This window comes from Acinetobacter sp. SFD (assembly GCF_001647575.1).
GTDB classification, from domain to species: Bacteria; Pseudomonadota; Gammaproteobacteria; order Pseudomonadales; family Moraxellaceae; genus Acinetobacter; species Acinetobacter pecorum.
The window spans coordinates 18,678-45,184 of record NZ_LSZJ01000014.1; the positions used below are offsets into that span (position 1 = coordinate 18,678).

Here is a 26,507-nt window from a genome sequence, read left to right on the forward strand (position 1 = left end):
GCAAGATAATATTAACTCAAGGCATGTGGTGATCTTATTACTTTTAAGCTCTATAAAATAATAGAGATTGCCTACAGTATCCTTTTAATCTTTTTTGTTCATTTCAGAAAGTAGGTCTAGCTGAATTTCCTGGATTTGTGCCAGCCTTTCCCATTGATGTAGCAGCAAATGATCTAATTTTTCATGTAAATACTGAATTTCCAGTTCAGCTTTTAAATTAATCTGATAATCATTTTGTGAACGTAAACGGTCTTTTGCTTCCTGTCTGTTCTGGCTCATCATAATAATAGGCGCCTGAATCGCTGCAAGACAGGACAGGATTAAATTCAACAGAATAAATGGATAAGGGTCTGCAGGCTGAGTCACCATCACCACAGTATTTATCGTAATCCATAGACCTAGAAAAATTGCAAAACAGATCAGAAAGACCCAACTTCCACCAAAAGTTGCAATTTTATCGGCCAGCCTTTCACCCAAGGTCCATTTTTGTTCCAATGCCGTTTCTACATTTTTGGTGATCAGCTCATGTTCATGCATGCTATGAATCACTTCAAACTCAAGATCAGTCAATTCACCCTTTTCTGAGCTTAATAATGAATGCACATACTGCATGCGATATCGGGTCAGATCTGTCTGGCAGATATAATTTTGCGGTGTCCAGTCAGGAATATCCTTTGCAATTTCTTCGGTAATGACCTTTCTGACAGTTCCCATCGGTGTAAGATTTTTTAAAGGAAAACGTTTGCCGCACACCAAGCAGCTATGATTTTCATTTTTTTCTTTCATGATAATTCTCTTTTATACCAGCTTTCCTAGCTATCATTTGGATATATCTTATTGGTTTATTGATTTTTTACTTTTATAATTTTTATATCAGTTCAGTATTACTTTCCCTCGAACTATTAAATTATTAAGTCCCAAATCGGTTAGATCTTTGGTTGATAAAATGCTTTGCCAAGTGCACTATGATCTGATCATTCAGGTTAATTTTCAGATCGATTTCATCTATCTGTCTCTACCTAACATAAATTTACTATAATCATAATAATAATAAAGAAGAGGCTTCATTATGCGCCACTCATACCATCTTGAAAAACATTATATTGAACGTGCGGGCTGGCTTCGCGCAGCTGTACTGGGGGCAAATGACGGAATTATTTCAGTCACCAGTCTGGTGGTGGGTATCGCAGCCAGTGGAGCATCCAAGGAAATTTTACTGGTGACCTGTGTTGCCGGATTGATTTCTGGTGCCGCCTCTATGGCAGCGGGTGAATATATTTCAGTCAAATCCCAGCAGGATATTGAAAAAAATGACCTTCTCATGGAAGAGCGTGAACTGCAACGCCATCCCAATAATGAACTAAATGAGCTGAAGACGATTTATATACAACGCGGCCTGGAACCAGGTTTGGCACAAAGGGTTGCTGAGCAGTTGACTGAACATAATGCTTTGGATGCTCATGCCCGTGATGAGATTGGTATTTCAGCGCATACCTCTGCCCGACCCTTTCTTGCGGCATTTTCTTCAGCTCTGGCATTTACCGTAGGCTCATTATTTCCTTTAATCTCGATTATGATTCTGCCAGATCGATATCTGGATAAAGGCGTCATGCTGATTGGCGTTTTAAGTTTGGGGATGATGGGTGCACTGGCGAGCTATGCCGGTGGAGTAAGTGTCTGGAGAGGTGCAGTCCGGGTGATGCTCTGGGGAATTATCGCCATGTTGTTTAGTGCCTGGATAGGATCATTATTTAATGTGTCAGTTGCCTAAATATGGGTTTATTTTTTAGTTAAATACAGAATAGGATTGAGCGGTTCTTCTATTAACATCACTGAAAAATGTTTTTTCGAAAAACTAACGGCTCTAACAAAACTTGAGTTTAATTAATATATGTTCGGTCTTAATTTAGATGCTTAAAACCTAAGATCTATGCCTGAGAGGTATTGTTATGGAAACTACGATCATTCTTGCCATCTTGGCGATCATTATCGTATTGCTGATCATTTTTTATAACAAGAAAAAGTGAAATAGCGATGATTCATTTCTTGCTACTTTGAGGTTTTTTATCGAGCTTAAAATAAATTCCAGAGCTTTAAATCAATCAAATATTAATTCCCTGTCGGAAAACCATGAAATCCCCATTGGATCACATAAAGGATCCCAAGGATTAAAATCACCGAAACCACAATTTCCAATATTTTCATTTTTAAATGATTCCTAAACTCTGCCTGAGCTATCTTATCTGAATTTTTCTTTTCATATAAAAACAAAAAACTGCATCATAAAAAAGCCTGATCTTGTTTGATCAGGCAATCCATCAATACTGAATAAAATGCATAAACAAAAAAATCATGGGATTTGATTTAAATAAACTGCTTGATTGTTGGAAAACTATGTTGTCCGTATTCAAATATGGCAGCATCCCAGATATCAAACATCGGAACTTTCACATCCAGAGCCAAAGGCAGTTTTTTTTCATTAAACTGCATATGCGTTAGATCTGTTCCCCAGGCGATCAAATCAACATCCAAAGTAATCTGATGTGATGGACGCACTCGCCCAGATGCCTTTTCTAGCTGTTTAAGCAGATCAATCATGTCTTCACTGGACACCGAACTTCGCAATAAACACGCAGCATTCCAGTAATTGGCTCCTATGCCATCACGGCAAGGAATCATATAAACAGGAGAAAACTGAACTTCCCCCCATTCGGAAATACGTTGCTGTGCAGCCTGAAAATGTTGTTGAGGATGACAATTACTCGCTAATGCTAGGGCGAAAATCGTTTCGGTGGCGTTCAAGACGTATTCCTACAGAATTGGCTTGCGCGATAATGGCAGGCTTACGGATCGTAATATTAATCGATTCAATTGCTGTAAAGGTAGTAAAAAGTGCATTTAGCACCAACTTTGCTGCATGTTCAATCAATTCAGGCTTGGCTTCTTGAATGACCTTGCTGGAAATCTCACAAATTTCTGCATAATTTAGCGTATCTGCAAGCGCATCTGAGTTTGATGCCTGTTCTAAATCGGTGTGAATAGTCAAATCCAGCATTAAAGGCTGAATAATCTGGCGCTCCCAGTTAAAGCAGCCCACAACTGTCTCGACTTTTAAGCCTTCAATAATAATGGCGTCCATTGGATTGCTCGATAAGATGATATTTACCACTAATTTCCCGAAGTCCCTTTTTATTAAAGAGGGACTTGCATTGCTTATATTTTATCAAGCAATGAGACACTCCTCCATGCGCTTTTTTAAAGCCCTGCTTTAAAATTTGCGAAAGAAAAGAAGGTCGGGAGAGATTAAATTAATGCTTTAACAGCAGATTTGGATCCATACTTTGCACCATTTGCAAACGCTGATCTGCATAAATGTCTGTATATGGCGCAAGAATCCGCATAAAACGATCGAAATACAGCATTTGCTTGAACAGTAAGGCAAAATCACGCGGGAAGCGGATGCCATGACGCTCACCCACAGCGACCATATCCATCATGATATCGTTGAGATCTGCAGGACTTGAGGTCAGCAGTTCCTGCGGATCGGCAAGCATCACCCCGCCAAACAGACGCTCAAGATCAGCAGCCAGCACTTTAGTGTCAATCTCAACTGCAGTCATGCCCATTTTCAGCATGTTTTCTGCCATCAAGGTATAATTGGTATGCTGCAAAGCATCCATAAAGGCCATACATGCAGTCCATACTTCAGGTTTGAGCTGCCCAACAATACCGAAATCAATAAAACCAACCCGGCCATCTTCAAGAAGCATCAGATTACCGGCATGCAGATCGGCATGGAAACTATTACACATCATCAGACTACCAAACCAGGTATTCATGGCTGTAATTAATACCTGTGACGGGTCCTTTGCGACTTTTTTCACCACTTCAAAATCGGTCAGTGGCACACCATACAAACGTTGCATGGTCAGGACACGACGAGTTGAATACTGATGATAAACTTTTGGTGCCGTGGCCGCCTTGTTGTTGGTAATATTCAGATAATTGACGAAGTCATCCAGATTTTGTGCTTCTTCAATAAAGTCGACTTCACGTACCATCCGGGTTTTGATTTCTTCGACAATATCGGCCAGTGAGGCAAATTTCACTTTTGGTACGGCTTTTTCCAGCAGCTTTGTTGCCCAATGCAGGACATTCAAGTCGGTATAAAGAATGGTTTCCACACCCGGCTTTTGCACCTTAATAACAACATCTTCACCCGATACCAGTTTGGCCGCATGTACCTGTGCAATTGAGGCAGAAGCCAGTGGTGTTTCCTCGATTGAGGCAAAAATCTCATCCAGATTACGGCCAGCAAATTCTGAGGCCAGTACTTCCTGAATATAGCTAAATGGCAAAGTCGGCGTCTGGTCCAGACAGCCCTGAAATTCTTCTACATATTCACGTGGAAATAATGACGGCGTACTGGCAATAAACTGACCGAGCTTGATATAAGTTGAACCTAATGATTCAAAAGTCTCGCGCATGAGTTTGGCGTTGCTTGGCTTTTCGGTAGCATATTTGATGCCTGCCTTTGCCGCAACCACCGCGGTTTCACCCATACGGGCAACCGAGCGTATTCCATCTAACCAGATATTGTTTTTCATAATGTCTTAGGAAAAATTAATTACATGCAGTGTAGCAAAAAAATTAAAAATTGCAGGTTTATCTTGCCTGACAGATTGGACAATCTGTATCTTTTTCGAAACTTAAAATTCGCTGCTTGAAGCTGAGACCATCCCAAAGCAGAAGTTTCTGTCTCAGTGGCATTACTCCCAAGCCCAAATATAGCAATGCATGATGTGCCTGCAGACTTGCCATCACGTTGGGTGTGGTTGCGAGTACACCAGAATCGGCACAGCGTAAACTAGTATCCTCTTGATGCTCTGGCGGGAAGAGGCAGGCATAACAGGCAGAATCACCTTCAATCATAAACATTTGACCTTGCATGCCAATGGCCGAGGCGCTGATTAAGGGTACATTGAGTTTTACACAGATCTGATTGACCAGGTAGCGTGTTTCAAACTGGTCACAGCCATCCAGCACCAGATCCTGCTGCCCAATAATACTTTCTGCATTGTTCTCAGTTAAGGCCTGATTGATATAGTCAATCCGCACATTCGGATTAATCTGCCCCAGCCTTTCTGCCAGTGTTTCTGCCTTATAAAAACCTAAATCCTGTGGAGTAAAAGCCAGTTGTCGTTGCAGATTACTCATTTCAATTGTATCTGGATCAATCAGGGTAATTTTACCGACACCGGCACGGGCCAGCAGTTCTGCTAAAGCACAACCAATCCCGCCACATCCCACAATACAGATATTAGAAAATTTCAGTTTTTCCTGTGCTTCGATATCCCATCCCTCTAAGAGGAGCTGTCGAGCATATAAGTGCATTTCTGCATCGCTCAGTTCGAATTCTGAAGATACAGTATCCGTATTAAATGTAGACAATGTCTTTCCCTGTTTTGAAAATATTTAAAAAGTAATCGTCATAGAAGTATGGGTACTGAAATTTCAATATATAGATATATTTCAGATAAATTGACTTCCCTGCGTATAACCAGCAAACCAATCAATGGTTTAGAAACGGCGCCAAATATCATATCAGTTAAATGCTCGCGATCAAGTTGCCAATATTGTGGTGCCACAGGATTTTTTAATGATACCAATTAGATCACAACTCGTGGAAAATTCTCATTTGTTTGATAGAAGCTATCAGAAATTTTAGATACTTACGTTGATTTAGAATAGCGTATGAAAATTTTTAGCTTCCTCTACTGTTGCAACATTGTGCCTGATGATCTGCTAAATATTTCTCTCAATAAGTTATATTGCCACGTTAAACATGCCGAATGTTAACTTGCTATAGGAGTGAGTTCATTTTTATAGTGCTCAACTCCTTCACTTTTCTTCATTTTCACTTGCGATTTCTTATAATTTTCTCTCATTTATTATCATATATTCACTCTTTACCACCCTGTAACTGCCCCCTGCTTGTTTAGTGCTTCTGTAGTCACTTTCTGCCATTCAGTATGAAAATGTATAAGTTCAGTGAGACCTTCTGTATCGGTTCTTAAATATGGTTAAGCTGCTTAAAGCCACAAAAAACTGAATCTTAAGAACCATGGAGCAATGATATGACTGAACAGCATTCAGAACATAATAACCGTGAAAAATTATGGGAATTGATCAAAGACGTCCGCTTTACCATGATCAGTCATCAGACCGATACTCAAGAACTTCACTCACAGCCAATGACCATGCTTAACTCTGAAGCGATGAATGAGGATCAGAATCTTTATTTTATTATGAAGGACACCAACGATATTGTTCAGGCTGTAAATGCGGGCCGTCGCCATTTGGGACTGTCTTTTTCCAAGCCCTCTGATGATATTTATGTATCCATTAGTGCACATGGGGAAATCAGTACAGACCGCATGCTGATTGAGAAGCTATGGAATCCCTGGGCAGAAAACTGGTTTCAGGGTAAAGACGACCCAAGCGTTCGTGTTCTGATTGCCAAAGCAGTAAGTGCTGAATACTGGAATGTGAAAGATAATAAAGTGACCCATTTACTCAAAGTTCTTAAAGGAAATGTAACAGGTAAACCGGAAGAACCAGATACAGAACATGAGAAAGTGACTCTATAAATTTTAAACTTTTCTCTCCTGTTTAGCCTCTTTTCATAAGAGGCTAAATATTTGATTATTTTAAATTTAAATGATTAAAAATTACATTGTAATGACTCAAATAGCGTGATTAATATTTTAAACAGCTCCTCAAAAGTAATCGGCTAAAAAATTAAAAAGGCCGCAATTGCAACCTTATAAATTTTCTTTAGTAAAATCAACTGACCTGTTTTATTGCTTGAATTTTAGCAATTTCCTGCTGTTTAAGCAGATTGCGCTGAATTTTACCACTGGATGTTTTGGGTAAATCACTAACAAATTCAATCTCTTTTGGATAGGCATGTTTAGACAAGCGGGAACGCACATAGTTCTGCAGCTTGATCATCAAGTCTTCATTGGCGGTATATTGTGACTTGAGCACCACGAAGGCCTTCACAATTTCAGTGCGTTCAGGATCTGGCTTACCCACTACGGCGGATTCCAATACTTCCTCACATTCCAGCAAGGTGCTTTCTACATCAAAAGGCCCAACCCGATAGCCCGACGTGGTAATGACATCATCTGCACGACCAATAAAATCAATGCCACCATATTCATTCAGTTTGACTGTGTCACCGGTTAAATAATACTGACCAATAAAGGCTTTCCGGTTATTTCCGCCATAGCCGTCAAACCACATCAAAGGTGAAGCTGAACAGTCTATTGCCAGGGTACCGACACCGCCTTTTTCTACTTCCTGATGCTCTTTATTCAATACTGCAAAACGATGCCCCGGAATCGCAAATCCAGCCGAACCAACTTTTTTATAATGCTCCAGAGCATGATGATTGGCAATCACCATCCCAAGTTCAGTCTGTCCATACTGGTCATAAATATTGACGTTTAGATCCAGATTGAACCATTGAATCACTTCTGGAGTTAAGGGCTCACCTGCACTGCTGACTACACGTAAATATGCACTGATTTCAGCATCAAATTTTTCTTTAAAGCCAAAGAACATCCTGAATGCCGTTGGTGAGCCCGTCAGGTTATTCACCTGATATTTTTTAATGATTTCAATTGCATTGTCTACACTAAAAGCACGCTCATCCATAATGATGCTATGCCCTAAGCTCAAAGGACCTGCAATGCCATAATACAGGCCATAGGCCCAACCCGGATCGGCCAGATTCCAGAATGAATCCTCCTCACGTAAATCGACAGCGTGTAGCATATAGCCTTTAAATGCCAGTAAAGCCTTTAAAGGAACAGGCACTGATTTCGCCAGTCCGGTGGTACCTGAAGTAAACATCATCAAAAAAATATCACTGAATCGGCCTTGAACCGGTTCAAAATCGCTTGGATATTCCTTGATTTCAGTCCAGAAATCGGCATCTTCTTCAGCACAATCAGGAGTTGGATGTACAGTTAAAATATGAGGAATACTCAGATCATTCAGTTTTGAATGCTGCTCCTGATTGGTAATAATCAGCTTGGTTTGAGCAGTATTGATCCGATGTTCAATAGCCTTGCTTTCAAAAGCAGTAAATAGAGGCTGATAAACCGCACCGATACGCCAGGTCGCCAGTATGGTAATCAGGAGTTCGGGAGTACGTGGAAGCAGACCGGCAATACAGTCGCCTGCTCGCAGCCCCAGTACAGTCATGTAATGGGCCAGTTGTCCTGAAGCTTCAGCCAGCTGCTCAAAAGTCCATTGTTGTGCGTTCCCATTTTTGCCTTGCCAGATCAGTGCAGTTCGGTTTTGACCCAGGTAGCGACCACAGCATTCGGTATAAGCATTGATGTTCTCTGTACTTCCAACCAGATGTTCCTGAACCATATTTTCAAAATTAAAATCAGCATATGCCTGCTCTAGTGTCTTCATGACGACAACCTCTTTCCTATTGTAGTTTTCAGGCGAGCTTGCCTGAGTTTATCCATTTGTATTTGTTGTTCCTGCTGATTCCATCAGCATAATTTTTCAAATCTGCATTCATGCCTTATAGCTAGGACCTGAATAAGGCTTATTTTCGATTATTCGCACTGTATGTCTTTAGAGCATCATATTCAGTTAAATCCTGCAATTTCCATATCCATCAATGTAAGTGCAGGATTTGAACATCCCTCAAAGTCTGTTTTTTTAAATTAAAAATCAGCGTTGACATACTTCACGCGCAATCACCAGTCGTTGAATATCTGATGCACCTTCATAAATCTGGCTCACTCGCACATCACGATAGATACGTTCAACCGGAAAATCCGACACATAGCCATAGCCACCATGAATCTGGATCGCATCCGAACAGACTCGCTCTGCGATAGTCGAAGCAAACAGCTTGGCCATAGAAGCTTCTTTTAAGCATGGCTGGCCAGCATCTTTGAGCGTTGCCGCATGCAAGACCAGTTGTCGCGCCGCTTCAATCTGGGTGGCCATATCGGCAAGCCGGAATGCCACAGCCTGATGTTGAACCAGTTCCACCCCAAAGGATTTACGCTGATTGGCATACTCTACCGCGGCATCCAGTGCAGCACGTGCCATACCGACAGATTGTGCTGCAATCCCGATCCGGCCCGACTCCAGATTAGACAAGGCAATTTTGTATCCTTCGCCTTCCTGCCCCAGCAGGTTGGCAGCAGGAATCCGGCAATTATCCAGAACGATGGTCGCGGTATCGGAACAATGTTGCCCCATTTTTTCTTCCAGACTGGACACGATATAACCCGGTATATCGGTCGGCACCAGAAAACATGAAATACCTTTTTTCCCTGCAGATTTATCGGTCACAGCAAATACTAGTGCAATCTGTGCGTGTTTACCTGTGGTGATAAATTGCTTGATGCCATTTAAAACCCACTCGTCGCCATCACGTTCGGCTTTACATTCCAGAGCGCTGGCATCCGACCCAGCTTGTGGCTCCGTCAGGCAAAAACACCCCAGCCATTCACCTGTCGCCAGTTTGGTCAGATATTTCTGTTTTTGTTCCTCTGTGCCATAGCGCTGGGTAATACCACAAGGCAAAGAATTCTGCACGCTGACAATCGTCGAGATCGCTCCATCTCCGGCAGCGATTTCCTCAAGAGCCAGTACCAGCGAAACATAGTCCAGACCTGCTCCACCCCATTGCTCGGAAACAGTCATGCCCAAAGCACCCAGCTCACCCAGTTCTTTGAGTTCCTGTGCAGGAAATTGTGCTGTTTTATCGCGCAAACCAGCGGTTGGTTTCAACTTCTGCTGCGAATAATTCCGCATCATTTCCTGAATCATTTTTTGTTCGTCATTTAAAATCACGGGTCTTTCCCTTCTTTATTCGTTCTATCCAGCATCAGCACAGACTTTTTAATTTTCAAAATGTGATATTTTTTTGGATGTATTCGGCAAATTCAACATACAACTTTCCCTGACACATCATTGCCATTTTGATGAATCAGAGAAAGTATCTTTATTTAATGAATTATTTTGGTGCCATACGGATTGCACCATCCAGACGAATCACTTCACCATTCAAATAACTATTTTCGAAAATATGACCAACTAACTGAGCAAATTCTTTTGGTTTGGCCAGCCGTGGTGGAAACGGGACCATCTGTCCTAAAGCATCCTGGACATTTTGCGGCATGCCTTTCAGCATTGGAGTTTCCATGATACCCGGCGCGATGGTCATGACACGGATCGCTTCACGAGCCAGTTCACGTGCCAATGGTAAAGTCATTGCGACTACTGCACCTTTGGATGCCGCATAGGCAGTTTGACCAATTTGGCCATCATAAGCGGCAACCGAAGCAGTATTCACAATCACGCCACGTTCTTCTTCACCCGATTGCAGCTCATATTTTGCGATTAAAGCCGCCGCATGACGCAGCATATTAAAAGTACCGCTCACATTAATATTCAGTACTTTCTGGAACATCGCCAATTCATGGATGCCGTTTCGTCCCAACACTTTGGCAGACGGGGCAATCCCGGCACAGTTCACCAGACCATTTAGCTGACCATAATTGCTTTCGACTTCAGCAAAGAAGGCTTCGACAGCCTGCTCGTCAGTGACATCCAGTTGTACAAATTCGGCCTGCTCACCCAGTTGCTCCTGCAGCGCGACACCCTGTTCCTGGTTCATGTCTACCAAAATGACCTTGGCACCTTGTTCCACCAGATAAGTTGCTGTGGCTGCACCCAGACCCGACGCACCACCGGTAACCACTATCACTTTTCCCTGAATTTTCATGTTTCTGTCCTTTAGATATTTTAAAAGTTACGACTTATGAAGAAGAGTAAACAGAGATTTTATTCTGTACAATTTCCAAATATTGCATCTTGATTGATGGATTTGGACAATATAAAAAAGGATATTTGACCGGCCATGCATTTACCTGTCTTGGAATATAGCAAGGGAACCATCTCGATTGATCTGGTTCATGAAGCATTATTGAATGCCAAAGCACAACATTACGATATTGCTGTTATCTTAAATAAAGCCGGTATTCCGTTAGAGATTCTGCACTCAGCCAAGGCTCGGGTTTCAGTGGCGCAATATGCAGCGCTATGGACCGCGCTAGCAGACAGCATGAACGATGAATTTTTTGGTATGGACAGCCATGCCATGCGCCGTGGCAGTTTCAAGCTGTTATCCAAAATGCTGTTGCAGACAGAGACACTAGAAAAAGCCTTGCAACAAATCCTGCAGTTTTTCAACCTGATTCTGGATGATCTGTACAGTACACTCATGGTCGAGGAAAACTTTGCCTATATCGTGATTTATGACCAGAAACAGACCAAACGCATGTTCAGTTATGCCACCTATATAATGCTGATCCACACCCTCTTATGCTGGTTAAGCGGCCAGCGAATTTTACTCAATCAGATTCAGCTGAAATGCACCGCGCCAATCAATGATTTTGACTATAAAGTCCGGTTTTGTGAACAGATTGAATATCAGGCCAGTGAAAACTATATCCAGTTTGATGCTGCCTATTTGCAACTCCCAGTAAAACAGGATCAGACTTCCTGGTATCAGTTTATTCAGCAGACGCCACATAACCTGCTGGTCCGTTTTAAAAATCCGTATGCTTTAAGCACCCAGATTCGCAAACAGCTATTAGATGTACCACCCGCAGACTGGCTGGAACTGAATGAACTTGCTTTGAAAATGAATCTCTCTGAAGCCACCATACAACGCCGTCTGAAAAATGAAGGCCTGAGTTATCAGCAACTTAAAAATGAAATTCGTTGTGATACTGCGATTGATCTCTTAACCCGTACAGAGCAAAGTCTGCAGGATATCAGTGATCAGTTAAATTTCCAGGAAGTCAGTGCCTTTCATCGTGCCTTTAAAAAATGGACTGGTGTCAGTCCGGGGGCTTACCGGCAAAATATTACAAAATAATCTATATATTAAGACTTAAAAACGATTAAAACTCAATCAATAAATTTAACCATATGTTTATTCAATAGTTATATAGTTCAAGGGTCGTAGTCTTAAATTACAGAACTATACAGTCACCCTAAAAGCTTTTATTTTCCTATTAATATGGGTTATTTTTCAATCAATTTAGAACATCCACTTTTGGCTGTATTTTTTATTTTCCTTTCTTGTTGAAGGTATCTCCATGTTAAAGATGACTGATGTATTTGAACAAAATCTTGTTCAAAATTTCTCGAAAGCTTTATTTTCTTCAACTGATCTCATCACAGAACAGTTGAATCAAGGGATTTTAAATGCATCGGATGCAGAACTTAAACATGCAATTCTGCACTTCTTTAATCAGGTAGACGCTGTAGAAGCTGCTCAAGCCCTTGAAATACCAGAAGAACGTATCAACGAATTACAGCAAGGTATTGCCTTGAAAGATGAAAAATCTTTGGCAGATACTTTGAAGGTTGTGGCACTTTGTCTGGCAATGGAAACCGGCAGTCTGGATCAGGTCGAAGTATATGACTGTCTACAAGACTATCCGATGTAATTCTTTTTAAGTATTCCTCGAAAGCAGTGCTCTGGCATTGCTTTTTTTATTTTTAGTTATACTGCCTTGGCGTGATGTCATTAAGAATGTTTAAGGTTTCAGATTCAGCTGGGAATTGATAAAAACTTGAATAAAAAAGCGACCATACCGGTCGCTTTTTAATAAAGAAAGATAGATTACAGATTAATGTGGCCACTTCGCCAAAGTCACACGATCATTACCACCATAATCTTTAACCGTGCGGACTTGCTTATAGCCCGCCTGTTTAAATAGATGTTGTACGGCGTCTGCCTGATCATAACCATGCTCAAGCACCACCCAACCATTCACAGTCAAATGCTTCTTGGCTTGAATAATAATGTCCTCCAGATCCGCCAGACCCTTTTTGTCTGCCACCAGAGCACGTTCCGGCTCAGTCGCCAGATTCGACATATGTGCATCATTCGCATCGATATACGGCGGGTTTGATACAATCGCATCAAAGAACTGACGGCCAAATGGCTTCAACCATGAACCGAGAACAAATTCCACATTCTCAATATCATGCTGCTCTGCATTATACTTCGCCACCTCCAGCGTAGGCGCGTAAATATCCGAAGCCGTTATGGACCAGTTTGGACGTTCAGAAGCAAGTGATAACGCAATTGCGCCAGTACCTGTACCTAAATCTGCCACACGGGCATCTTCAGGCAGGTCCAATTTCAACACAGTCTCAACCAGTACTTCAGTATCTGGACGTGGTACCAAAGTATCTTTGGTCACTTTGAGGTCCAAAGTCCAGAATGGCTGTGAACCAGTGACATAAGCCAAAGGCTCACCGGCAGCTATACGCGCCAGACCGTCTTTATACGCCTGTTCCTGTTCCGGCGTTAGTTCCTGATCCTTTTTCATCAGCAGATCAAATGAATCAATCTTGGTGATGTGTTCCAGTAACCAGGCATTTTCCTGACGTTCGTAACTCTCAGCTTCGCCGCGCAAAGCCAGCGCTTGTAAAATATTCATTATCCACCATTCTGCTGTGCAAGCATGGCCAACTGATCAGCCTGATATTCACGATGCAGACTGTCCAGCAATTCAGTCAGGTCACCTTCCATCACCGCATCAAGCTTGTATAAGGTCAAGTTAATACGATGATCGGTCATACGGCCTTGTGGATAGTTGTAGGTACGAATACGTTCTGACCGGTCACCTGAACCAACTAGGTCACGACGCATTTCAGAAGTAGCCGCATCCGCAGCAGCACGTTTGGCATTTTCCAGACGTGAAACCAGTAAAGCCATGGCTTTGGCTTTATTTTTATGCTGTGAACGTTCATCCTGACACTCAACCACTGTACCGGTTGGGAGGTGGGTAATACGAACAGCAGAGTCAGTTTTGTTAATATGCTGACCACCGGCACCTGAAGCACGGTAAGTATCAATACGCAAATCAGATGAATTGATTTCAACCGAAGTATCGACATCCACTTCCGGAAGAATCGCTACCGTACATGCAGAAGTATGGACGCGGCCCTGAGATTCGGTTGCAGGTACACGCTGCACACGGTGCGCACCACTTTCGAATTTCAGGCGACCATAGACACCTTCACCATTAATCAGACAAATGACTTCTTTATAACCGCCATGCTCGCCTTCATTTTCGGACAGGATTTCAAGTTTCCAGCCTTGAGACTCAGCATATTTACTATACATACGGAACAGGTCACCCGAGAAAATTGCCGCTTCATCACCGCCTGTTCCAGCACGGATTTCTAAATAAGCCGAGTTGGCATCATTCGGATCTTTCGGAATCATCAGGATATTCAGATCAGCTTCAAGCGATTCGATTAAAGCTTTATTTTCTTTAATTTCTTCCTGTGCCATTTCCTTGAAATCCGGGTCTGACAGCATGGCCTGAGCCGTTTCGATGTCTTCTTCAGCCTGTCTGTACTTGGTCCAGACATTGGTGATTTCTGTTAAGTCATTATGCTCACGTGATAATTGACGGAAGCGCTTGTTATCAGAAATGACTTCTACATCAGCTAGCAATGCGGTCAGTTCTTCATGGCGGTCAGAGAGCTGGTCTAATCGTAAACGTAACGATTCTTTCATTTTCTAAAAAATCTCAAACATATGGCTGCAGCTAAATATTCATTTAGCACAGCGAAATCAAAAAATTGCGCCTAGTTTAACGACTCTGGCCTCTAATGAACATCATTATTGAGTAAGTCCGGCTTGCTATTGTTCTCGTTCTAATGTCTTTGTTAATAAATATGATTAAAAATAGTAAAACTGCCTTTTTAGTAATCGATCTTATGCTTATTTACTGCAGATTTTACAATTTGCCAAATAAATCCAGTAATTATGAAGAAAGATCTTCATATTGTTTGCAGCATGATTTGTTACATTTTCTGCATCGAAATAACTACAGTCCCATAAATGGACACGGAGTAATGACATGAAGCTTAATGCACTTTTAATGAGTACAGTTTTAGCTGCTGGTTCAATGATGACTGTAAACGCATATGCAGACAGTACAGCACGCGTTGCAGCAGCAAGTGCTTTGGGTAGTGTTGCGGGTACAGCTTTAGGTAAAAATATGGGTGGCAATACTGGTGCAACCTTGGGTGCTGCTTTAGGTGGTGCTGGTGGTGCAGCGGTTGCAAGCAGCAAGAAAAACCGGACTGAATCTGCAATTGGTGGCGCTCTAGGTGGCGGTGCAGGATATACAGTAGGTAAAAATATGGGCGGCTCTAACGGTGGCTATATTGGATCAGCATTGGGCGCTGCGGGTGGTGCTGCATTAGGTAACAAGATTTCCAAGGATAAAACTGCTGAAAAACGCTCTAAACACTGGAAAAAACGTTACCGTTAATTTGAATTCAGGCATTTTAGGCCAGCGGCTACATTTAACACAAGAGGCACCTTCGGGTGCTTTTTTATTGCTCTTTTATTCCCTCCAAATTCATGTAAAGCATCAACTTATCTTGCCAACATCATGAATAAATTAAGGAGATAAAAATCACAATTCGCCAACACTGCCTCCATGCTGTTTGGCGCTTGCTAGATTAAATTGATTTTATCAACAAAATACAGCTAGATATATAAAAGGTGTCCTCATGAACTATAAATCTCTAATGATCGCTGTCGTAGCAACCTCAGCCATGGGTATGACAGCTGCCAATGCAGGCAATACAACCAATACAGCTTTAGCTTCTGCTTTGGGGGGCGTTGTGGGTGCCGCAGTCGGTAATAAAATGGGCGGTACCACTGGCGCAACAATCGGTTCAGCGATTGGTGGTGGTGCAGGTGCCGCAGTGGCAGCAAATAAACGTGACCGTAATGGTGCGATTATCGGCGGTGCTTTAGGTGGCGGTGCAGGTTATGCAGTAGGTCGAAATATGGCTGGCAGCAATGGTGGTTATATCGGTGCAGCACTCGGTTCAGCAGGCGGTTCAGCTTTAGGTAAAAAAGTTAGCGAAGACCGTCGTTATGATGATCGTAGCGAACGTCGCTATAACTCTTCTCGCAATTACCGTTACAACGATTATCGCTACAATAACCGTCGTCGTTAAGACTTCATCTTTTATCCTTTCCTCCTTTATAAGCATCTTCGGATGCTTATTTTTTTTATCTTTATAATTTAGTTTACACTTATATCGATTTTCTTCGATATACAAATACAATCTAAAGTCGTATGCTTTTAAAGATGTCTATTTAAGAGTAATACTATGCGTACACTTAACGATACCCAGTTCTCTATCCTCGAACTGGTTCCTGTTCGTGACGACAAGAGCATTCAATTTGCGCTAAACCATGCGCTCGAACTTGCCCAAACAGCAGAAAAATTGGGTTATCGCCGGATGTGGCTGGCAGAACATCATAATATGGATGGCATCGCCAGCTCAGCAACCGCAGTTCTCTTAGGCTATTTACTGGCAAATACCAAAACCTTAACTTTAGGTTCTGGCGGAATTATGTTACCCAACCATGCCCCGTTGGTCGTGGCTGAACAGTTCGGCACATTGGCAACGCTCTATCCGGATCGTATTGAACTGGGTCTGGGCCGTGCTCCAGGCACCGATCAAATGACCATGCGTGCCCTACGTCGTGGCCGTCAGGAAACCGAAGACCAGTTTCCACAAGATGTACTGGAAATTCTGCAGTATTTTAAAGATCCAATTCCTGGACAACGTATCGTGGCAACACCGGGTCAAAGTACCCATGTTCCAGTGTGGTTATTAGGCTCCAGCCTGTTTAGTGCCCAGCTCGCAGCGAAACTTGGTCTGCCTTATTCATTTGCTTCGCATTTTGCTCCACGTATGCTGGGTCAGGCGATTCAGCTGTATCGTGACAATTTCCAACCCTCTGAATATCTGGATCGCCCCTATGTTTCCATGGGCGTACCGACCTGTGTCGCAGATACCGAGGAAGAAGCAGAATATCTGGCAACGAGTGCTTACCAACGAGTGCTTTCCCTGATTCGCGGTCAGAGCCTCAAACTGAAAGCTCCGATTGGCTCAATGGAAGGGCTTTGGTCACCACCAGAAAAAATGTCTGTCGATAATTTCTTTGCCATGGCACAAGTGGGTTCTAAAGAAACTGTTAAAGCGGGGCTGGAAACACTTCTGGCAAAATATGATGTGGATGAGTTTATTTTCACCTGTGATATTTATGATACAGAGAAACGTCTGCATAACTTTGAATTACTGATGCAAATCAAGAACGGGCAATAGATCTCATCTCTAAGTCAAAAAATGATTTTTTATTAATATTTAAATGGGTATTTAAATTTCCTTCTCCTCTAAGGAGGAGCATGCTACGCAAGGGGGAGAAGAAATTTTTATACACAACCTCTTCCTAGCCTTTCCTATAAGGAAAGGGAATTTCTTTGATAATGCTGACTTTTTCTAGTTTGTGTTATTGTCATCTACAATACCCATTCTTCGGAATGGGTATTGTTTTTAATCTATACATTGATCTGTATGGCCAGCCACACAAATTCACGTGTTATCTTTTTTAATAGATATTTTTCTCTGGGCTTACTCTTTTGCACTAAAAACAACTATAGAAAATAGAATGACTGTCTAAGTTAAATTTTAAACTTTACTGCTCTGGGGCTTTTGTTAATATCTATAGAAAAGCAAATAAAATCAATTATTAAAAAATTTCAAGGAAAAACAATGTCTACCAAGCAGGATGTACATATGGGCATATTCGAGAATCGTCCCGAAAATTTCCAGCATTTTACTGGCCTTAAAGTGCCCTCTTCCCAGCTTGCTGAATTAGACTGCGCTGGGAAAGATATTGCGATTATTGGCACGGACCAGTTTACCGTGAGTCATCTCAATCACATTAGCCAGCACGCCCGATCTGTGAAAGTTTTTCAGATTAATCCGCAATTCGTGCTTCCCGGTACAGAGCATGGTCTGCAACGACTGTTGAATCATCCTCTGATTATCAAAAATCGACGCTTATTTAATAGCCGGATCAAAAGCATTTTGTCTTTACGTTATCTGGAAAATCAGGTCCAGAATTTATGGTTAAGACGTCAACTTATGCCAAATCTCGCCGAAGTGTCTAAAGTTTATTTAAAATCTGATCATTACTATACTGCCCTGCAACGTGAAAATTGCCAGCTGATTACCTGGCCTATTTCAAAAATTTCTAAAGATAGCATTTATTGTATTAATGGCGCTGAGCATCAGGTCGAACTGATTGTGTATACGTTTTCAGTATGAAACTGATCAATGGATAGGCTAGTAAACTGAAATTATAAGCTGTATTTAAAAAATACAGGGTCTATAAAATTGAATTTTTTGGTGAGTATCTAGACAAGTTGATTAAAAAATAGCGGCATGTATTTTTAAAAAAAATATTCAGTATTTTATTTATTGATAATATTGATATTTTATTTCTATGAATCTGGCTCTTTTATTAATTTTTTATCTATAAATCAGAGCCAAGTCCTCGCTTGGCTCTGCACTTTTCTTAACCGATACGACGTTTAAGACCAGTCATTTGCAGGATCCGGGTAGAAATCTCCTCAATCGACATTTCAGAGACATTCAGGTATTTGATTCCTTCTGAAATATAGATGCCTTCAATCGCACGCAGTTCCATCTGACACTGGCTAAAGCTGGCATAACGGCTGTTCGCCTTACGTTCAGTGCGGATGGCAACCAGACGTTCTGCATCAATCATCAGACCAAAAAGCTTGTTTTTATGGGGTCTTAGCACTGCTGGCAGACGGTTATCATCCAGATCTTCTTCTGTTAGCGGATAGTTTGCTACACGAATACCGAACTGCAAAGACAGATAAATAGAAGTTGGTGTTTTACCAGAACGTGATACACCAATCAGAATCAGATCGGCTTTATCATAATGACGGGTACGTGCGCCATCATCATTATCCAAAGCAAAATGGACAGCATCAATACGGGCTTTATAGGATTCGGAGTCCGTCACTGCATGAGTCTGTCCGACTAAAGTCGTAGGAATCGTGCCTAACTCATCAGCCAATTTACTAATAAGCCCTTCAAATACATCAAGATTTACCGCATTTGCTGTATTAATAATATCGCGAACATAAGGATCAACCAAAGTATCAAATACCAGAGGTTTTTCACCGTCTATTTGAGCTCTTGCATTGATCTCTGCCACCACACTTGTAGCGGCTTCTTCAGAGCTAATGTAAGGGATAATATGAATGTCAAATTTTACGTGTGGAAACTGCGCTAACAACGAGTGGCCAAGCGTTTCAGCGGTGATGGCAGTACCATCTGAAATAAAGAAAACACTACGCTGAATTTGTTTACCTTCCGACATTAAAATTCTCCTCCAACATTTGTCTTAGTGCTATATAATCTTTATAGTAAACCGATCTTACATGACTGTCGCTTAGTAAAATCAAAAACCTAGATGATTTGCTATACTCTCATGCCAAGATAGTGATTAATACTGCAAAAGTGGAGTAACAACTTTGGAAGCGCGCGTAATTGGTCTGGAAAAATTAGGGAAGCACGACGTTGAGCTGGTTGGTGGGAAAAACTCATCACTAGGCGAAATGATCAGCCATTTATCAAATGCTGGTGTATCTGTGCCAGGTGGTTTCGCAACGACTGCCGATGCCTACCGTGAATTTCTCGAGCAAAGTGGCCTAAACGCTAAAATCAATGCAGAGCTTGCTGCACTCAATGTTGATGACGTGAATGCACTCGCTGAAACTGGCGCAAAAATTCGTCAATGGATTGTGGATACTCCACTTACACCTGCATTAGAACAAGAAGTTCGTACAGCATTTGCAGAACTTTCTAACGGCAACCCTGACATCGCGGTTGCCGTTCGTTCTTCTGCAACTGCAGAAGATTTGCCGGATGCTTCTTTTGCCGGACAGCAAGAAACTTTCCTGAACATTCGTGGTATCGATAACGTTCTGATTGCAATCAAAGAAGTGTTTGCCTCTTTGTACAACGACCGCGCAATCTCTTACCGTGTACACCAAAACTTTGCCCATGATGTAGTGGCTTTGTCCGCTGGTGTACAACGCATGGTTCGTTCAGAAACTGGTGCTGCGGGTGTAATGTTCACACTAGATACTGAATCAGGCTTCCGTGATGCAGTATTCATTACCGCTTCTTATGGTTTGGGTGAAATGGTTGTTCAGGGTGCAGTTAACCCGGATGAATTCTATATTTCCAAACCACTTTTAAATGCAGGTCGACACGCAATTCTTCGTCGTAACCTGGGTTCTAAGCACCAGAAAATGATTTATGGTGAAGAAGCCTCTGCGGGTAAATCAGTAGTTGTAGTTGACGTAGAAAAAGCAGATCGTCAGCAATTTGCATTGAATGATCACGAGCTACAAGAACTGGCTAAACAAGCGTTGATCATTGAAAACCATTACGGTTCTCCAATGGACATCGAATGGGCAAAAGACGGTGATGATGGCAAAATTTATATCGTTCAGGCACGTCCTGAAACAGTAAAAAGCCGTGAAAATGTCGGTACCATGGAACGCTATCTGTTGAAACAACGCGGCACTGTAATCTGTGAAGGCCGTTCAATTGGTCAACGTATCGGTTCTGGTAAAGTCCGTATCGTGACGTCGATTAAAGAAATGGACAAAGTACAAGACGGTGATGTACTTGTATCTGACATGACTGACCCGGACTGGGAACCAGTGATGAAACGTGCTGCTGCGATTATCACCAACCGTGGTGGTCGTACTTGTCACGCTGCAATCATTGCACGTGAATTAGGTGTTCCTGCAATTGTAGGTTGTGGTAATGCCACTGAAGTACTGGTTGATGGTCAAGAAGTCACTGTATCTTGTGCTGAAGGCGATACCGGCTTCATCTACGAAGGTGCGCTTGATTTCGAAATTCAAACCAACTCGATCGAATCAATGCCAGCATTACCGTTCAAAGTCATGATGAACGTGGGTAACCCGGATCGTGCATTCGACTTTGCTCAAATTCCAAACGAAGGTATTGGTCTTGCACGTCTAGAGTTCATCATCAACCGTATGATCGGTGTACACCCTAAAGCATTACTGAACATCGACAGCCTGCCACGTGAAACACGTGCAGCAGTCATGGCACGTACTGCGGGTTATGCATCTCCAATCGAATTTTACGTAGAAAAACTGGTTGAAGGTATTTCTACTCTTGCTGCTGCATTCGCAGACAAGCCAGTGATCGTACGTATGTCTGACTTCAAGTCAAACGAATATGCGAATTTGATCGGTGGTAAGTTATACGAACCAGAGGAAGAAAACCCGATGCTGGGCTTCCGTGGTGCAAGCCGTTATGTCTCTGACAACTTCCGTGATTGCTTCGAGCTGGAATGCCGTGCATTGAAGAAAGTTCGTGATGAAATGGGCTTAACCAACGTACAGATCATGATTCCATTCGTTCGTACTGTAGCTGAAGCAAAACGCGTGATTGAACTTCTTGCTTTAAATGGCTTGAAACGTGGCGAGAATGGCCTGAAAGTCATCATGATGTGTGAACTTCCAACTAATGCCTTGTTAGCTGAACAGTTCCTTGAACACTTCGATGGTTTCTCTATCGGTTCAAACGACTTGACTCAGTTAACTCTTGGTCTGGACCGTGACTCGGGGATCGTATCTCACCTGTTTGATGAACGTGATCCTGCAGTTAAAGTACTTCTGTCTATGGCAATCCATGCATGTCGTAAAGCAGGCAAATATGTCGGTATCTGTGGTCAAGGCCCTTCTGACCATCCAGATCTTGCACAATGGCTAATGGAACAAGGAATTGAATCTGTGTCGCTTAACCCAGACTCAGTATTGGATACCTGGTTCTTCCTTGCTGAAGAAAAAGTAAAAAAAGCATAAATTCATTTTGAATATAAAAAAGACCCTTTAATAGGGTCTTTTTTATAAGCTCACTATCATTTACTAGTTCAAATCAATGGACTAAAAATATTCAAAATTTAAGCAATTGAATTACCTGAAATAATTAAATTAAATTTCTGAACATACCCCTACTGTAATGACAAACAAATACCAACAGTAAAGTCATACCAAACTAGCAATAATAAATGTCTACCTGAAGTCCAGACATGTATCTTTTTAGAACACAGAAGTTTTCAGTTTATGTGTAGGATGCATTTTAATGAGAAATATGATTGAAAATCCTCAATTAATCTATATCTTACGATGAGAGAGTGTTTGTTTTCAAAACAGAATTCACTACAATCTTGATTAAACCTATTTATCAGTTCACATTTAAATATTGAGATTCAGTTTATATGCAGATTTACTTGGCACGAAACAATCAACAAGCTGGTCCATATACGCTCGAGCAATTGAATCAGATGCTGGCGAATCAACAAGTCATGCTGACAGATTTAGCCTGGCATCAAGGCATGACAGAATGGAAAGCCTTAGGTGAACTTACCCAAGGAAAATCAGTATATCAACCTGAAGGCTATATCGCTCCAGCACCAACTTCTGAAACACCTGTATTTCAGAATAATCAAACCGAAAAAACCTCTTATGGCCAGCAGCCTCGAGTATCTGCAAGAAAAAATGAACTGGCCAGTATTCCCAGTCGTATCCTGGCTAAAATTGTAGACCTGCTATTGTGGTTGCCGGCGACTTTTATCCTGACTGCATTTTTCACTCCTGAACAGGAAGCACGGTTCGCAGAATTGAACCAAGAATTCATGAACGTGGTGCTGAGCAGCGATGCAGATCCGGCAATGGCCCAGCAATTACAGACTCAAATGTTTGAGATGTTTTCTCAGCAGGCCTGGCTTGCCACAGCGGTCTATTTACTGATTATGCTGGCTATTCAGGCATTTCTGATTGCAAAATCAGGTCAAAGTATTGGTAAAAAACTCACGAAAATCAAAATTGTAGATGCTGATTCTGGCGAAAAAACCAGCTTGTTACGCGCTTTTACTATCCGCAGTGTGTTGTTCATTTTCTTCAATATCATGTTTATGCCTCTCAGCTTAATTATAGACTGGGCATTCGGACTGGGTAAAAAACGTCAGACACTACATGACAAACTAGCCAAAACTCAAGTAGTAAAACAATAATTTAGCAGCAAATAAAAACGGGATAATCTTCATCCCGTTTTTTCTTACATAACTTTGAAATTGAAATAAAATTCCTATAAATATTACCCAAATCATCCTACCAAAATCGGTTTTTATTACAGGCATTTAAAGCACCTTTACATATAGCTTAGTTCGTTAATCTCAGGCATAATGCCCTACAACGTAGCGGTGTATTATGATTAAAAGGATGTTTTTTTAAAAATCAGCCTTTTTTAGTCATGTGCACTTTAATCGCTATCCCATATTAAATTAGGGAATGGGACTCTTCACCGAGGTTGTAAAATGAGACAAACGATTTTAGCTGTATTGTCTTTATCTGCGATGACTGCACTCTTGACCGGGTGTGGTGGTGATATGGTACTTCTGAACTCTAAAGGTCCAGTTGCAGCAGGTCAAAGTAACCTGATGATGACTGCGATTTATTTAATGCTATTGGTGGTTATTCCATCAATCATCATGGCATTATGGTTCGGTTGGAAATATCGTGCATCGAATAAAGACGCAGACTATAAACCTACATGGGCACACTCTACTGCGATTGAAATTGTAGTATGGGGTATCCCTGTCATTATTATTGGTATTTTAGCTTGGTTAACTTGGTGGGGTTCCCACAAGTATGACCCATACCGTCCAATTGAAGCAGATAAAGCACCTTTAACTGTTCAAGTTATTGCTGAACAATTTAAATGGATCTTCATCTACCCTGAGCAAGGTATTGCAACAATCAACGAAATGCGTTTCCCAGAGAAAACTCCGGTAAGCCTTCGTTTAACCTCTAACTTCACGATGAACTCATTCTTCATCCCGGCGTTAAGTGGTCAGATTTATGCAATGGCAGGTATGCAAACTCACCTCAACCTATTAGCTGATGAAACTAGCCCAGCTGAAGGCTACCGTGGTTTCTCTTCAAACTATTCAGGTTACGGCTTCTCACAAATGCGCTTCCGTGCACATTCTGTGACTGATGCCCAGTTTGCCGAATGGGTTTCTGCTATTCAGGCAGGAAACGGTACTTCAGTTAACCCTAATGCAGTACAAAAAACTGTTCTAGACCAAGCTGAATTTGCAAGCTTACGTGACGGTAACCGTGGTGTTCACCAGATCGAAGCGATTATTGCAAGAGCTAAGACTCCTGAAGAGAAGGCTGCTGCTGAAGCAATGAAGCCTTACCCTACTAAGCCACACCCTGTGACTTACTACTCTTCTGTAGAGCAAGGTTTGTTTGAATCTGTGATTCACAAGTATATGAGTAACTACCACGGTGCTGACCATTCAGCTCCTGTAGAAGCTGCAGCAACTGATGCTGTTGCTCATGAAGCGTCTGCTTCTGAAGCTCATGTAGCTGGTGAACATGCGACTGCTTCTCAAGGAGAATAAGACATGAGCTTCTTAGGTAAGTTAGGTCCGGATGCAATTCCTTACGATCCAATCGTACTGGCAACTGTTGCAATGATGATCTTGGGTGGTATCGTAGTTGTTGCCGGTATTACCTACTTCAAAAAATGGGGCTACCTGTGGAACGAATGGTTCACATCTGTAGACCATAAAAAAATTGGTATCATGTATATCTTCGTATCTGTGATCATGCTGGTGCGTGGTTTCGCCGATGCGATCATGATGCGTCTTCAGCAGTTCCTTGCAAAAGGTGGCGGCGAAGGTTATTTACACCCTGAGCATTACGACCAGATCTTTACCGCCCATGGCGTGATCATGATCTTCTTCGTGGCAATGGGTCTTGTAGTTGGTTTAATGAACATCTCTGTACCGCTTCAAATCGGTGCACGTGACGTTGCATTCCCGTTATTGAACTCTCTGAGCTTCTGGTTATTCGCCGGTGCTGCGGGTCTGATGATGGTGTCACTCGCGTTAGGTGAGTTCGCTGCAACAGGCTGGATGGCATACCCGCCACTGTCTGGTATCGAATATTCTCCAGGCGTGGGTATGGACTACTACATCTGGGCACTGCAAATTTCAGGTCTAGGTACGCTATTAACGGGTGTTAACTTCTTCGTTACCATCATCAAAATGCGTGCGCCTGGCATGAAACTTATGGAAATGCCAATCTTTACCTGGACATCTTTATGTACAGCAGTATTGATTATTGCGGCTTTCCCAGTGTTGACTGCAACAATCGCAATGTTAACGCTTGACCGTTACTTCGGTTTCCACTTCTTTACCAACGACATGGGTGGTAGCCCAATGTTGTATGTAAACCTGATTTGGACTTGGGGTCACCCGGAAGTGTATATCTTGGTATTACCAGCATTTGGTATTTACTCAGAAGTTGTTGCGACTTTCTCGCGCAAAGCATTGTTCGGTTACAAATCAATGGTGTATGCAACAGTAGCAATCACAGTATTGTCATTCGTTGTATGGGTTCACCACTTCTTTACCATGGGTGCAGGTGCCAACGTTAACGCGTTCTTCGGTATCATGACCATGATTATCGCGATTCCTACAGGTGTGAAGATCTTCTCTTGGCTGTTCACCATGTACAAGGGTCGTATTGTTTACACTACCCCAATGCTATGGACACTTGGCTTCCTTGTGACTTTCGGTATCGGTGGTTTAACAGGTGTATTGATGGCGGTTCCACCAGCGGACTTCCTGGTACACAACTCTTTATTCCTGATTGCCCACTTCCATAACGTAATTATTGGTGGTGTAGTATTCGCGATGTTCGCAGGTATCATCTTCTACTGGCCGAAAATGTTCGGTTGGAGACTGAATGAAACTTGGGGTAAAGCAGCGTTCTGGTTCTGGTTCTTCGGTTTCTACTTTGCATTCATGCCGCTTTATATCCTTGGTTTCATGGGTATGACTCGTCGTTTGAATACATTTGACAACCCGGACTGGGATCCGTATGTAAACATTGCCATGTTTGGTGCGGTTCTGATTGCGCTAGGTATTGTATGTTTCATCATGCAAATCGTGGTTGGTTTCCTACAACGTGAGCAACGTCTAGATTTGACTGGCGATCCATGGGATGGTCGTACCCTTGAATGGTCGACATCATCTCCTGCTCCATTCTATAACTTCGCTCATCTTCCAAAGATCCATGGTATTGATACTTTCTGGATCGAGAAAGAAAATGGTGTTGCATACGCAAAACCGACGAAGTATGAAGACGTGCATATGCCGACTAACCGTGCTGCTGGTTTCGTTATCGCGATGTTCATCACTATTATGGGCTTCGGTTTAATCTGGCACATCTGGTGGTTAGTAGTTGTTACGTTCATTGCTTCTATCATTAGCTTCATCGTGTCTTCTTTCACCAAGAAAGTGGATTACTATGTTCCAGCTGCTGAAGTTGAGCGTATTGAAAACGAACGCTATGCGATTCTTGAAAAACACTTGAAGAAGGACTAAG

At 42.1% G+C, this 26,507-nt stretch carries 23 protein-coding genes; 12 read left to right on the plus strand and 11 right to left on the minus strand.

Annotated features, from left to right (window positions below; genetic code table 11):
* Positions 1–84: 84 nt before the first annotated feature.
* Positions 85–786 (minus strand): DUF1003 domain-containing protein, encoded by a 702-nt coding sequence (locus AY605_RS11305; RefSeq protein ID WP_064096493.1) that lies wholly within the window; start codon positions 784–786, stop codon positions 85–87.
* Positions 787–1,069: 283 nt separating this feature from the next.
* On the opposite strand from AY605_RS11305, the gene AY605_RS11310 reads away from it, so the two are divergent.
* A complete protein-coding gene (locus tag AY605_RS11310; RefSeq protein WP_064096494.1) occupies positions 1,070–1,771 on the plus strand; it encodes a VIT1/CCC1 transporter family protein in 702 nt (233 codons plus the stop codon).
* A gap of 593 nt (positions 1,772–2,364) precedes the next feature.
* Here AY605_RS11310 and AY605_RS11315 read toward each other — a convergent pair.
* From AY605_RS11315 to AY605_RS11330, 4 genes are all read right to left on the minus strand, one after another.
* On the minus strand, positions 2,365–2,802 hold the full coding sequence (locus AY605_RS11315; RefSeq protein WP_064096495.1) for a 2-amino-4-hydroxy-6-hydroxymethyldihydropteridine diphosphokinase: 438 nt from the start codon (positions 2,800–2,802) through the stop codon (positions 2,365–2,367).
* Positions 2,759–3,139 carry a dihydroneopterin aldolase gene (folB, locus tag AY605_RS11320; protein ID WP_064096496.1) on the minus strand — a complete coding sequence of 127 codons (381 nt, stop codon included), beginning with the start codon at positions 3,137–3,139 and terminating at the stop codon, positions 2,759–2,761. The genes AY605_RS11315 and folB overlap by 44 nt, the downstream gene beginning before the upstream one ends.
* Before the next feature lie 169 nt (positions 3,140–3,308).
* Positions 3,309–4,607: an ABC1 kinase family protein gene (locus AY605_RS11325; protein WP_064096497.1), complete on the minus strand. Its 1,299-nt coding sequence runs from the start codon at positions 4,605–4,607 to the stop codon at positions 3,309–3,311.
* A gap of 58 nt (positions 4,608–4,665) precedes the next feature.
* Positions 4,666–5,451: a HesA/MoeB/ThiF family protein gene (locus AY605_RS11330; protein ID WP_228138652.1), complete on the minus strand. Its 786-nt coding sequence runs from the start codon at positions 5,449–5,451 to the stop codon at positions 4,666–4,668.
* A 686-nt stretch (positions 5,452–6,137) separates the two neighbouring features.
* Here AY605_RS11330 and AY605_RS11335 point away from each other — a divergent pair.
* Complete coding sequence (locus AY605_RS11335) at positions 6,138–6,650, plus strand: pyridoxamine 5'-phosphate oxidase family protein (protein ID WP_064096498.1); 513 nt, start codon at positions 6,138–6,140, stop codon at positions 6,648–6,650.
* 196 nt (positions 6,651–6,846) lie between these two features.
* On the opposite strand, the gene AY605_RS11340 is transcribed toward AY605_RS11335, so the two are convergent.
* The 3 genes from AY605_RS11340 to AY605_RS11350 all read right to left on the minus strand — a co-directional run bounded on the left by AY605_RS11340 (position 6,847) and on the right by AY605_RS11350 (position 10,831).
* Positions 6,847–8,493, minus strand: a complete 1,647-nt coding sequence (locus tag AY605_RS11340; protein ID WP_064096499.1) for an AMP-binding protein — start codon at positions 8,491–8,493, stop codon at positions 6,847–6,849.
* A gap of 267 nt (positions 8,494–8,760) precedes the next feature.
* A complete protein-coding gene (locus AY605_RS11345) occupies positions 8,761–9,897 on the minus strand; it encodes an acyl-CoA dehydrogenase family protein (RefSeq protein ID WP_064096500.1) in 1,137 nt (378 codons plus the stop codon).
* Positions 9,898–10,060: 163 nt separating this feature from the next.
* The gene (locus AY605_RS11350; protein ID WP_064096501.1) at positions 10,061–10,831 is read right to left on the minus strand and encodes a 3-hydroxyacyl-CoA dehydrogenase; all 771 of its coding nucleotides are present in this window, start codon (positions 10,829–10,831) and stop codon (positions 10,061–10,063) included.
* A 135-nt stretch (positions 10,832–10,966) separates the two neighbouring features.
* Between AY605_RS11350 and AY605_RS11355 the strand changes: the two genes are divergently transcribed.
* Together AY605_RS11355 and AY605_RS11360 are read left to right on the plus strand one after the other, a co-directional pair.
* Positions 10,967–11,989 (plus strand): AraC family transcriptional regulator, encoded by a 1,023-nt coding sequence (locus tag AY605_RS11355; protein WP_064096502.1) that lies wholly within the window; start codon positions 10,967–10,969, stop codon positions 11,987–11,989.
* Positions 11,990–12,212: 223 nt separating this feature from the next.
* The gene (locus AY605_RS11360) at positions 12,213–12,566 is read left to right on the plus strand and encodes a hypothetical protein (protein ID WP_064096503.1); all 354 of its coding nucleotides are present in this window, start codon (positions 12,213–12,215) and stop codon (positions 12,564–12,566) included.
* A gap of 183 nt (positions 12,567–12,749) precedes the next feature.
* Here AY605_RS11360 and prmC read toward each other — a convergent pair whose 3' ends face one another.
* Entirely contained in the window at positions 12,750–13,568 is an 819-nt protein-coding gene (prmC, locus tag AY605_RS11365) for a peptide chain release factor N(5)-glutamine methyltransferase (protein ID WP_064096504.1), read from the minus strand.
* On the minus strand, positions 13,568–14,656 hold the full coding sequence (gene prfA, locus AY605_RS11370) for a peptide chain release factor 1 (RefSeq protein WP_064096505.1): 1,089 nt from the start codon (positions 14,654–14,656) through the stop codon (positions 13,568–13,570). The genes prmC and prfA overlap by 1 nt, the downstream gene beginning before the upstream one ends.
* Before the next feature lie 346 nt (positions 14,657–15,002).
* Here prfA and AY605_RS11375 point away from each other — a divergent pair, with 346 nt between their 5' ends.
* The 4 genes from AY605_RS11375 (at position 15,003) to AY605_RS11390 (ending at position 18,285) form a co-directional block, all read left to right on the plus strand.
* Positions 15,003–15,419: a glycine zipper 2TM domain-containing protein gene (locus tag AY605_RS11375; protein WP_064096506.1), complete on the plus strand. Its 417-nt coding sequence runs from the start codon at positions 15,003–15,005 to the stop codon at positions 15,417–15,419.
* 244 nt (positions 15,420–15,663) lie between these two features.
* Positions 15,664–16,119 (plus strand): hypothetical protein, encoded by a 456-nt coding sequence (locus AY605_RS11380; RefSeq protein ID WP_064096507.1) that lies wholly within the window; start codon positions 15,664–15,666, stop codon positions 16,117–16,119.
* 156 nt (positions 16,120–16,275) lie between these two features.
* Positions 16,276–17,280 (plus strand): LLM class flavin-dependent oxidoreductase, encoded by a 1,005-nt coding sequence (locus tag AY605_RS11385; protein WP_064096508.1) that lies wholly within the window; start codon positions 16,276–16,278, stop codon positions 17,278–17,280.
* A 447-nt stretch (positions 17,281–17,727) separates the two neighbouring features.
* The gene (locus AY605_RS11390) at positions 17,728–18,285 is read left to right on the plus strand and encodes a hypothetical protein (RefSeq protein ID WP_064096509.1); all 558 of its coding nucleotides are present in this window, start codon (positions 17,728–17,730) and stop codon (positions 18,283–18,285) included.
* A 250-nt stretch (positions 18,286–18,535) separates the two neighbouring features.
* Here AY605_RS11390 and AY605_RS11395 read toward each other — a convergent pair whose 3' ends face one another.
* Entirely contained in the window at positions 18,536–19,372 is an 837-nt protein-coding gene (locus AY605_RS11395) for a pyruvate, water dikinase regulatory protein (RefSeq protein WP_064096510.1), read from the minus strand.
* 154 nt (positions 19,373–19,526) lie between these two features.
* Here AY605_RS11395 and ppsA point away from each other — a divergent pair, with 154 nt between their 5' ends.
* The 4 genes from ppsA to cyoB all read left to right on the plus strand — a co-directional run bounded on the left by ppsA (position 19,527) and on the right by cyoB (position 26,506).
* Positions 19,527–21,905, plus strand: coding sequence for a phosphoenolpyruvate synthase (gene ppsA, locus AY605_RS11400; protein WP_064096511.1), 2,379 nt, complete (start codon positions 19,527–19,529; stop codon positions 21,903–21,905).
* A 416-nt stretch (positions 21,906–22,321) separates the two neighbouring features.
* On the plus strand, positions 22,322–23,116 hold the full coding sequence (locus AY605_RS11405) for an RDD family protein (RefSeq protein WP_064096512.1): 795 nt from the start codon (positions 22,322–22,324) through the stop codon (positions 23,114–23,116).
* A gap of 303 nt (positions 23,117–23,419) precedes the next feature.
* A complete protein-coding gene (gene cyoA / locus AY605_RS11410; protein WP_064096513.1) occupies positions 23,420–24,514 on the plus strand; it encodes a ubiquinol oxidase subunit II in 1,095 nt (364 codons plus the stop codon).
* 3 nt (positions 24,515–24,517) lie between these two features.
* The gene (cyoB, locus tag AY605_RS11415; RefSeq protein WP_064096514.1) at positions 24,518–26,506 is read left to right on the plus strand and encodes a cytochrome o ubiquinol oxidase subunit I; all 1,989 of its coding nucleotides are present in this window, start codon (positions 24,518–24,520) and stop codon (positions 26,504–26,506) included.
* Position 26,507: the final 1 nt, after the last annotated feature.

Bases quoted from the DNA above. Each gene is read 5' to 3' on its own strand.
- AY605_RS11305 (WP_064096493.1), bottom strand. From the start codon at position 786: ATGAAAGAAAAAAATGAAAATCATAGCTGCTTGGTGTGCGGCAAACGT.
- AY605_RS11310 (WP_064096494.1), top strand. From the start codon at position 1,070: ATGCGCCACTCATACCATCTTGAAAAACATTATATTGAACGTGCGGGC.
- folB (WP_064096496.1), bottom strand. From the start codon at position 3,139: ATGGACGCCATTATTATTGAAGGCTTAAAAGTCGAGACAGTTGTGGGC.
- AY605_RS11325 (WP_064096497.1), bottom strand. From the start codon at position 4,607: ATGAAAAACAATATCTGGTTAGATGGAATACGCTCGGTTGCCCGTATG.
- AY605_RS11335 (WP_064096498.1), top strand. From the start codon at position 6,138: ATGACTGAACAGCATTCAGAACATAATAACCGTGAAAAATTATGGGAA.
- AY605_RS11340 (WP_064096499.1), bottom strand. From the start codon at position 8,493: ATGAAGACACTAGAGCAGGCATATGCTGATTTTAATTTTGAAAATATG.
- AY605_RS11350 (WP_064096501.1), bottom strand. From the start codon at position 10,831: ATGAAAATTCAGGGAAAAGTGATAGTGGTTACCGGTGGTGCGTCGGGT.
- AY605_RS11355 (WP_064096502.1), top strand. From the start codon at position 10,967: ATGCATTTACCTGTCTTGGAATATAGCAAGGGAACCATCTCGATTGAT.
- AY605_RS11360 (WP_064096503.1), top strand. From the start codon at position 12,213: ATGTTAAAGATGACTGATGTATTTGAACAAAATCTTGTTCAAAATTTC.
- prmC (WP_064096504.1), bottom strand. From the start codon at position 13,568: ATGAATATTTTACAAGCGCTGGCTTTGCGCGGCGAAGCTGAGAGTTAC.
- prfA (WP_064096505.1), bottom strand. From the start codon at position 14,656: ATGAAAGAATCGTTACGTTTACGATTAGACCAGCTCTCTGACCGCCAT.
- AY605_RS11375 (WP_064096506.1), top strand. From the start codon at position 15,003: ATGAAGCTTAATGCACTTTTAATGAGTACAGTTTTAGCTGCTGGTTCA.
- AY605_RS11380 (WP_064096507.1), top strand. From the start codon at position 15,664: ATGAACTATAAATCTCTAATGATCGCTGTCGTAGCAACCTCAGCCATG.
- AY605_RS11385 (WP_064096508.1), top strand. From the start codon at position 16,276: ATGCGTACACTTAACGATACCCAGTTCTCTATCCTCGAACTGGTTCCT.
- AY605_RS11390 (WP_064096509.1), top strand. From the start codon at position 17,728: ATGTCTACCAAGCAGGATGTACATATGGGCATATTCGAGAATCGTCCC.
- AY605_RS11395 (WP_064096510.1), bottom strand. From the start codon at position 19,372: ATGTCGGAAGGTAAACAAATTCAGCGTAGTGTTTTCTTTATTTCAGAT.
- AY605_RS11405 (WP_064096512.1), top strand. From the start codon at position 22,322: ATGCAGATTTACTTGGCACGAAACAATCAACAAGCTGGTCCATATACG.
- cyoA (WP_064096513.1), top strand. From the start codon at position 23,420: ATGAGACAAACGATTTTAGCTGTATTGTCTTTATCTGCGATGACTGCA.
- cyoB (WP_064096514.1), top strand. From the start codon at position 24,518: ATGAGCTTCTTAGGTAAGTTAGGTCCGGATGCAATTCCTTACGATCCA.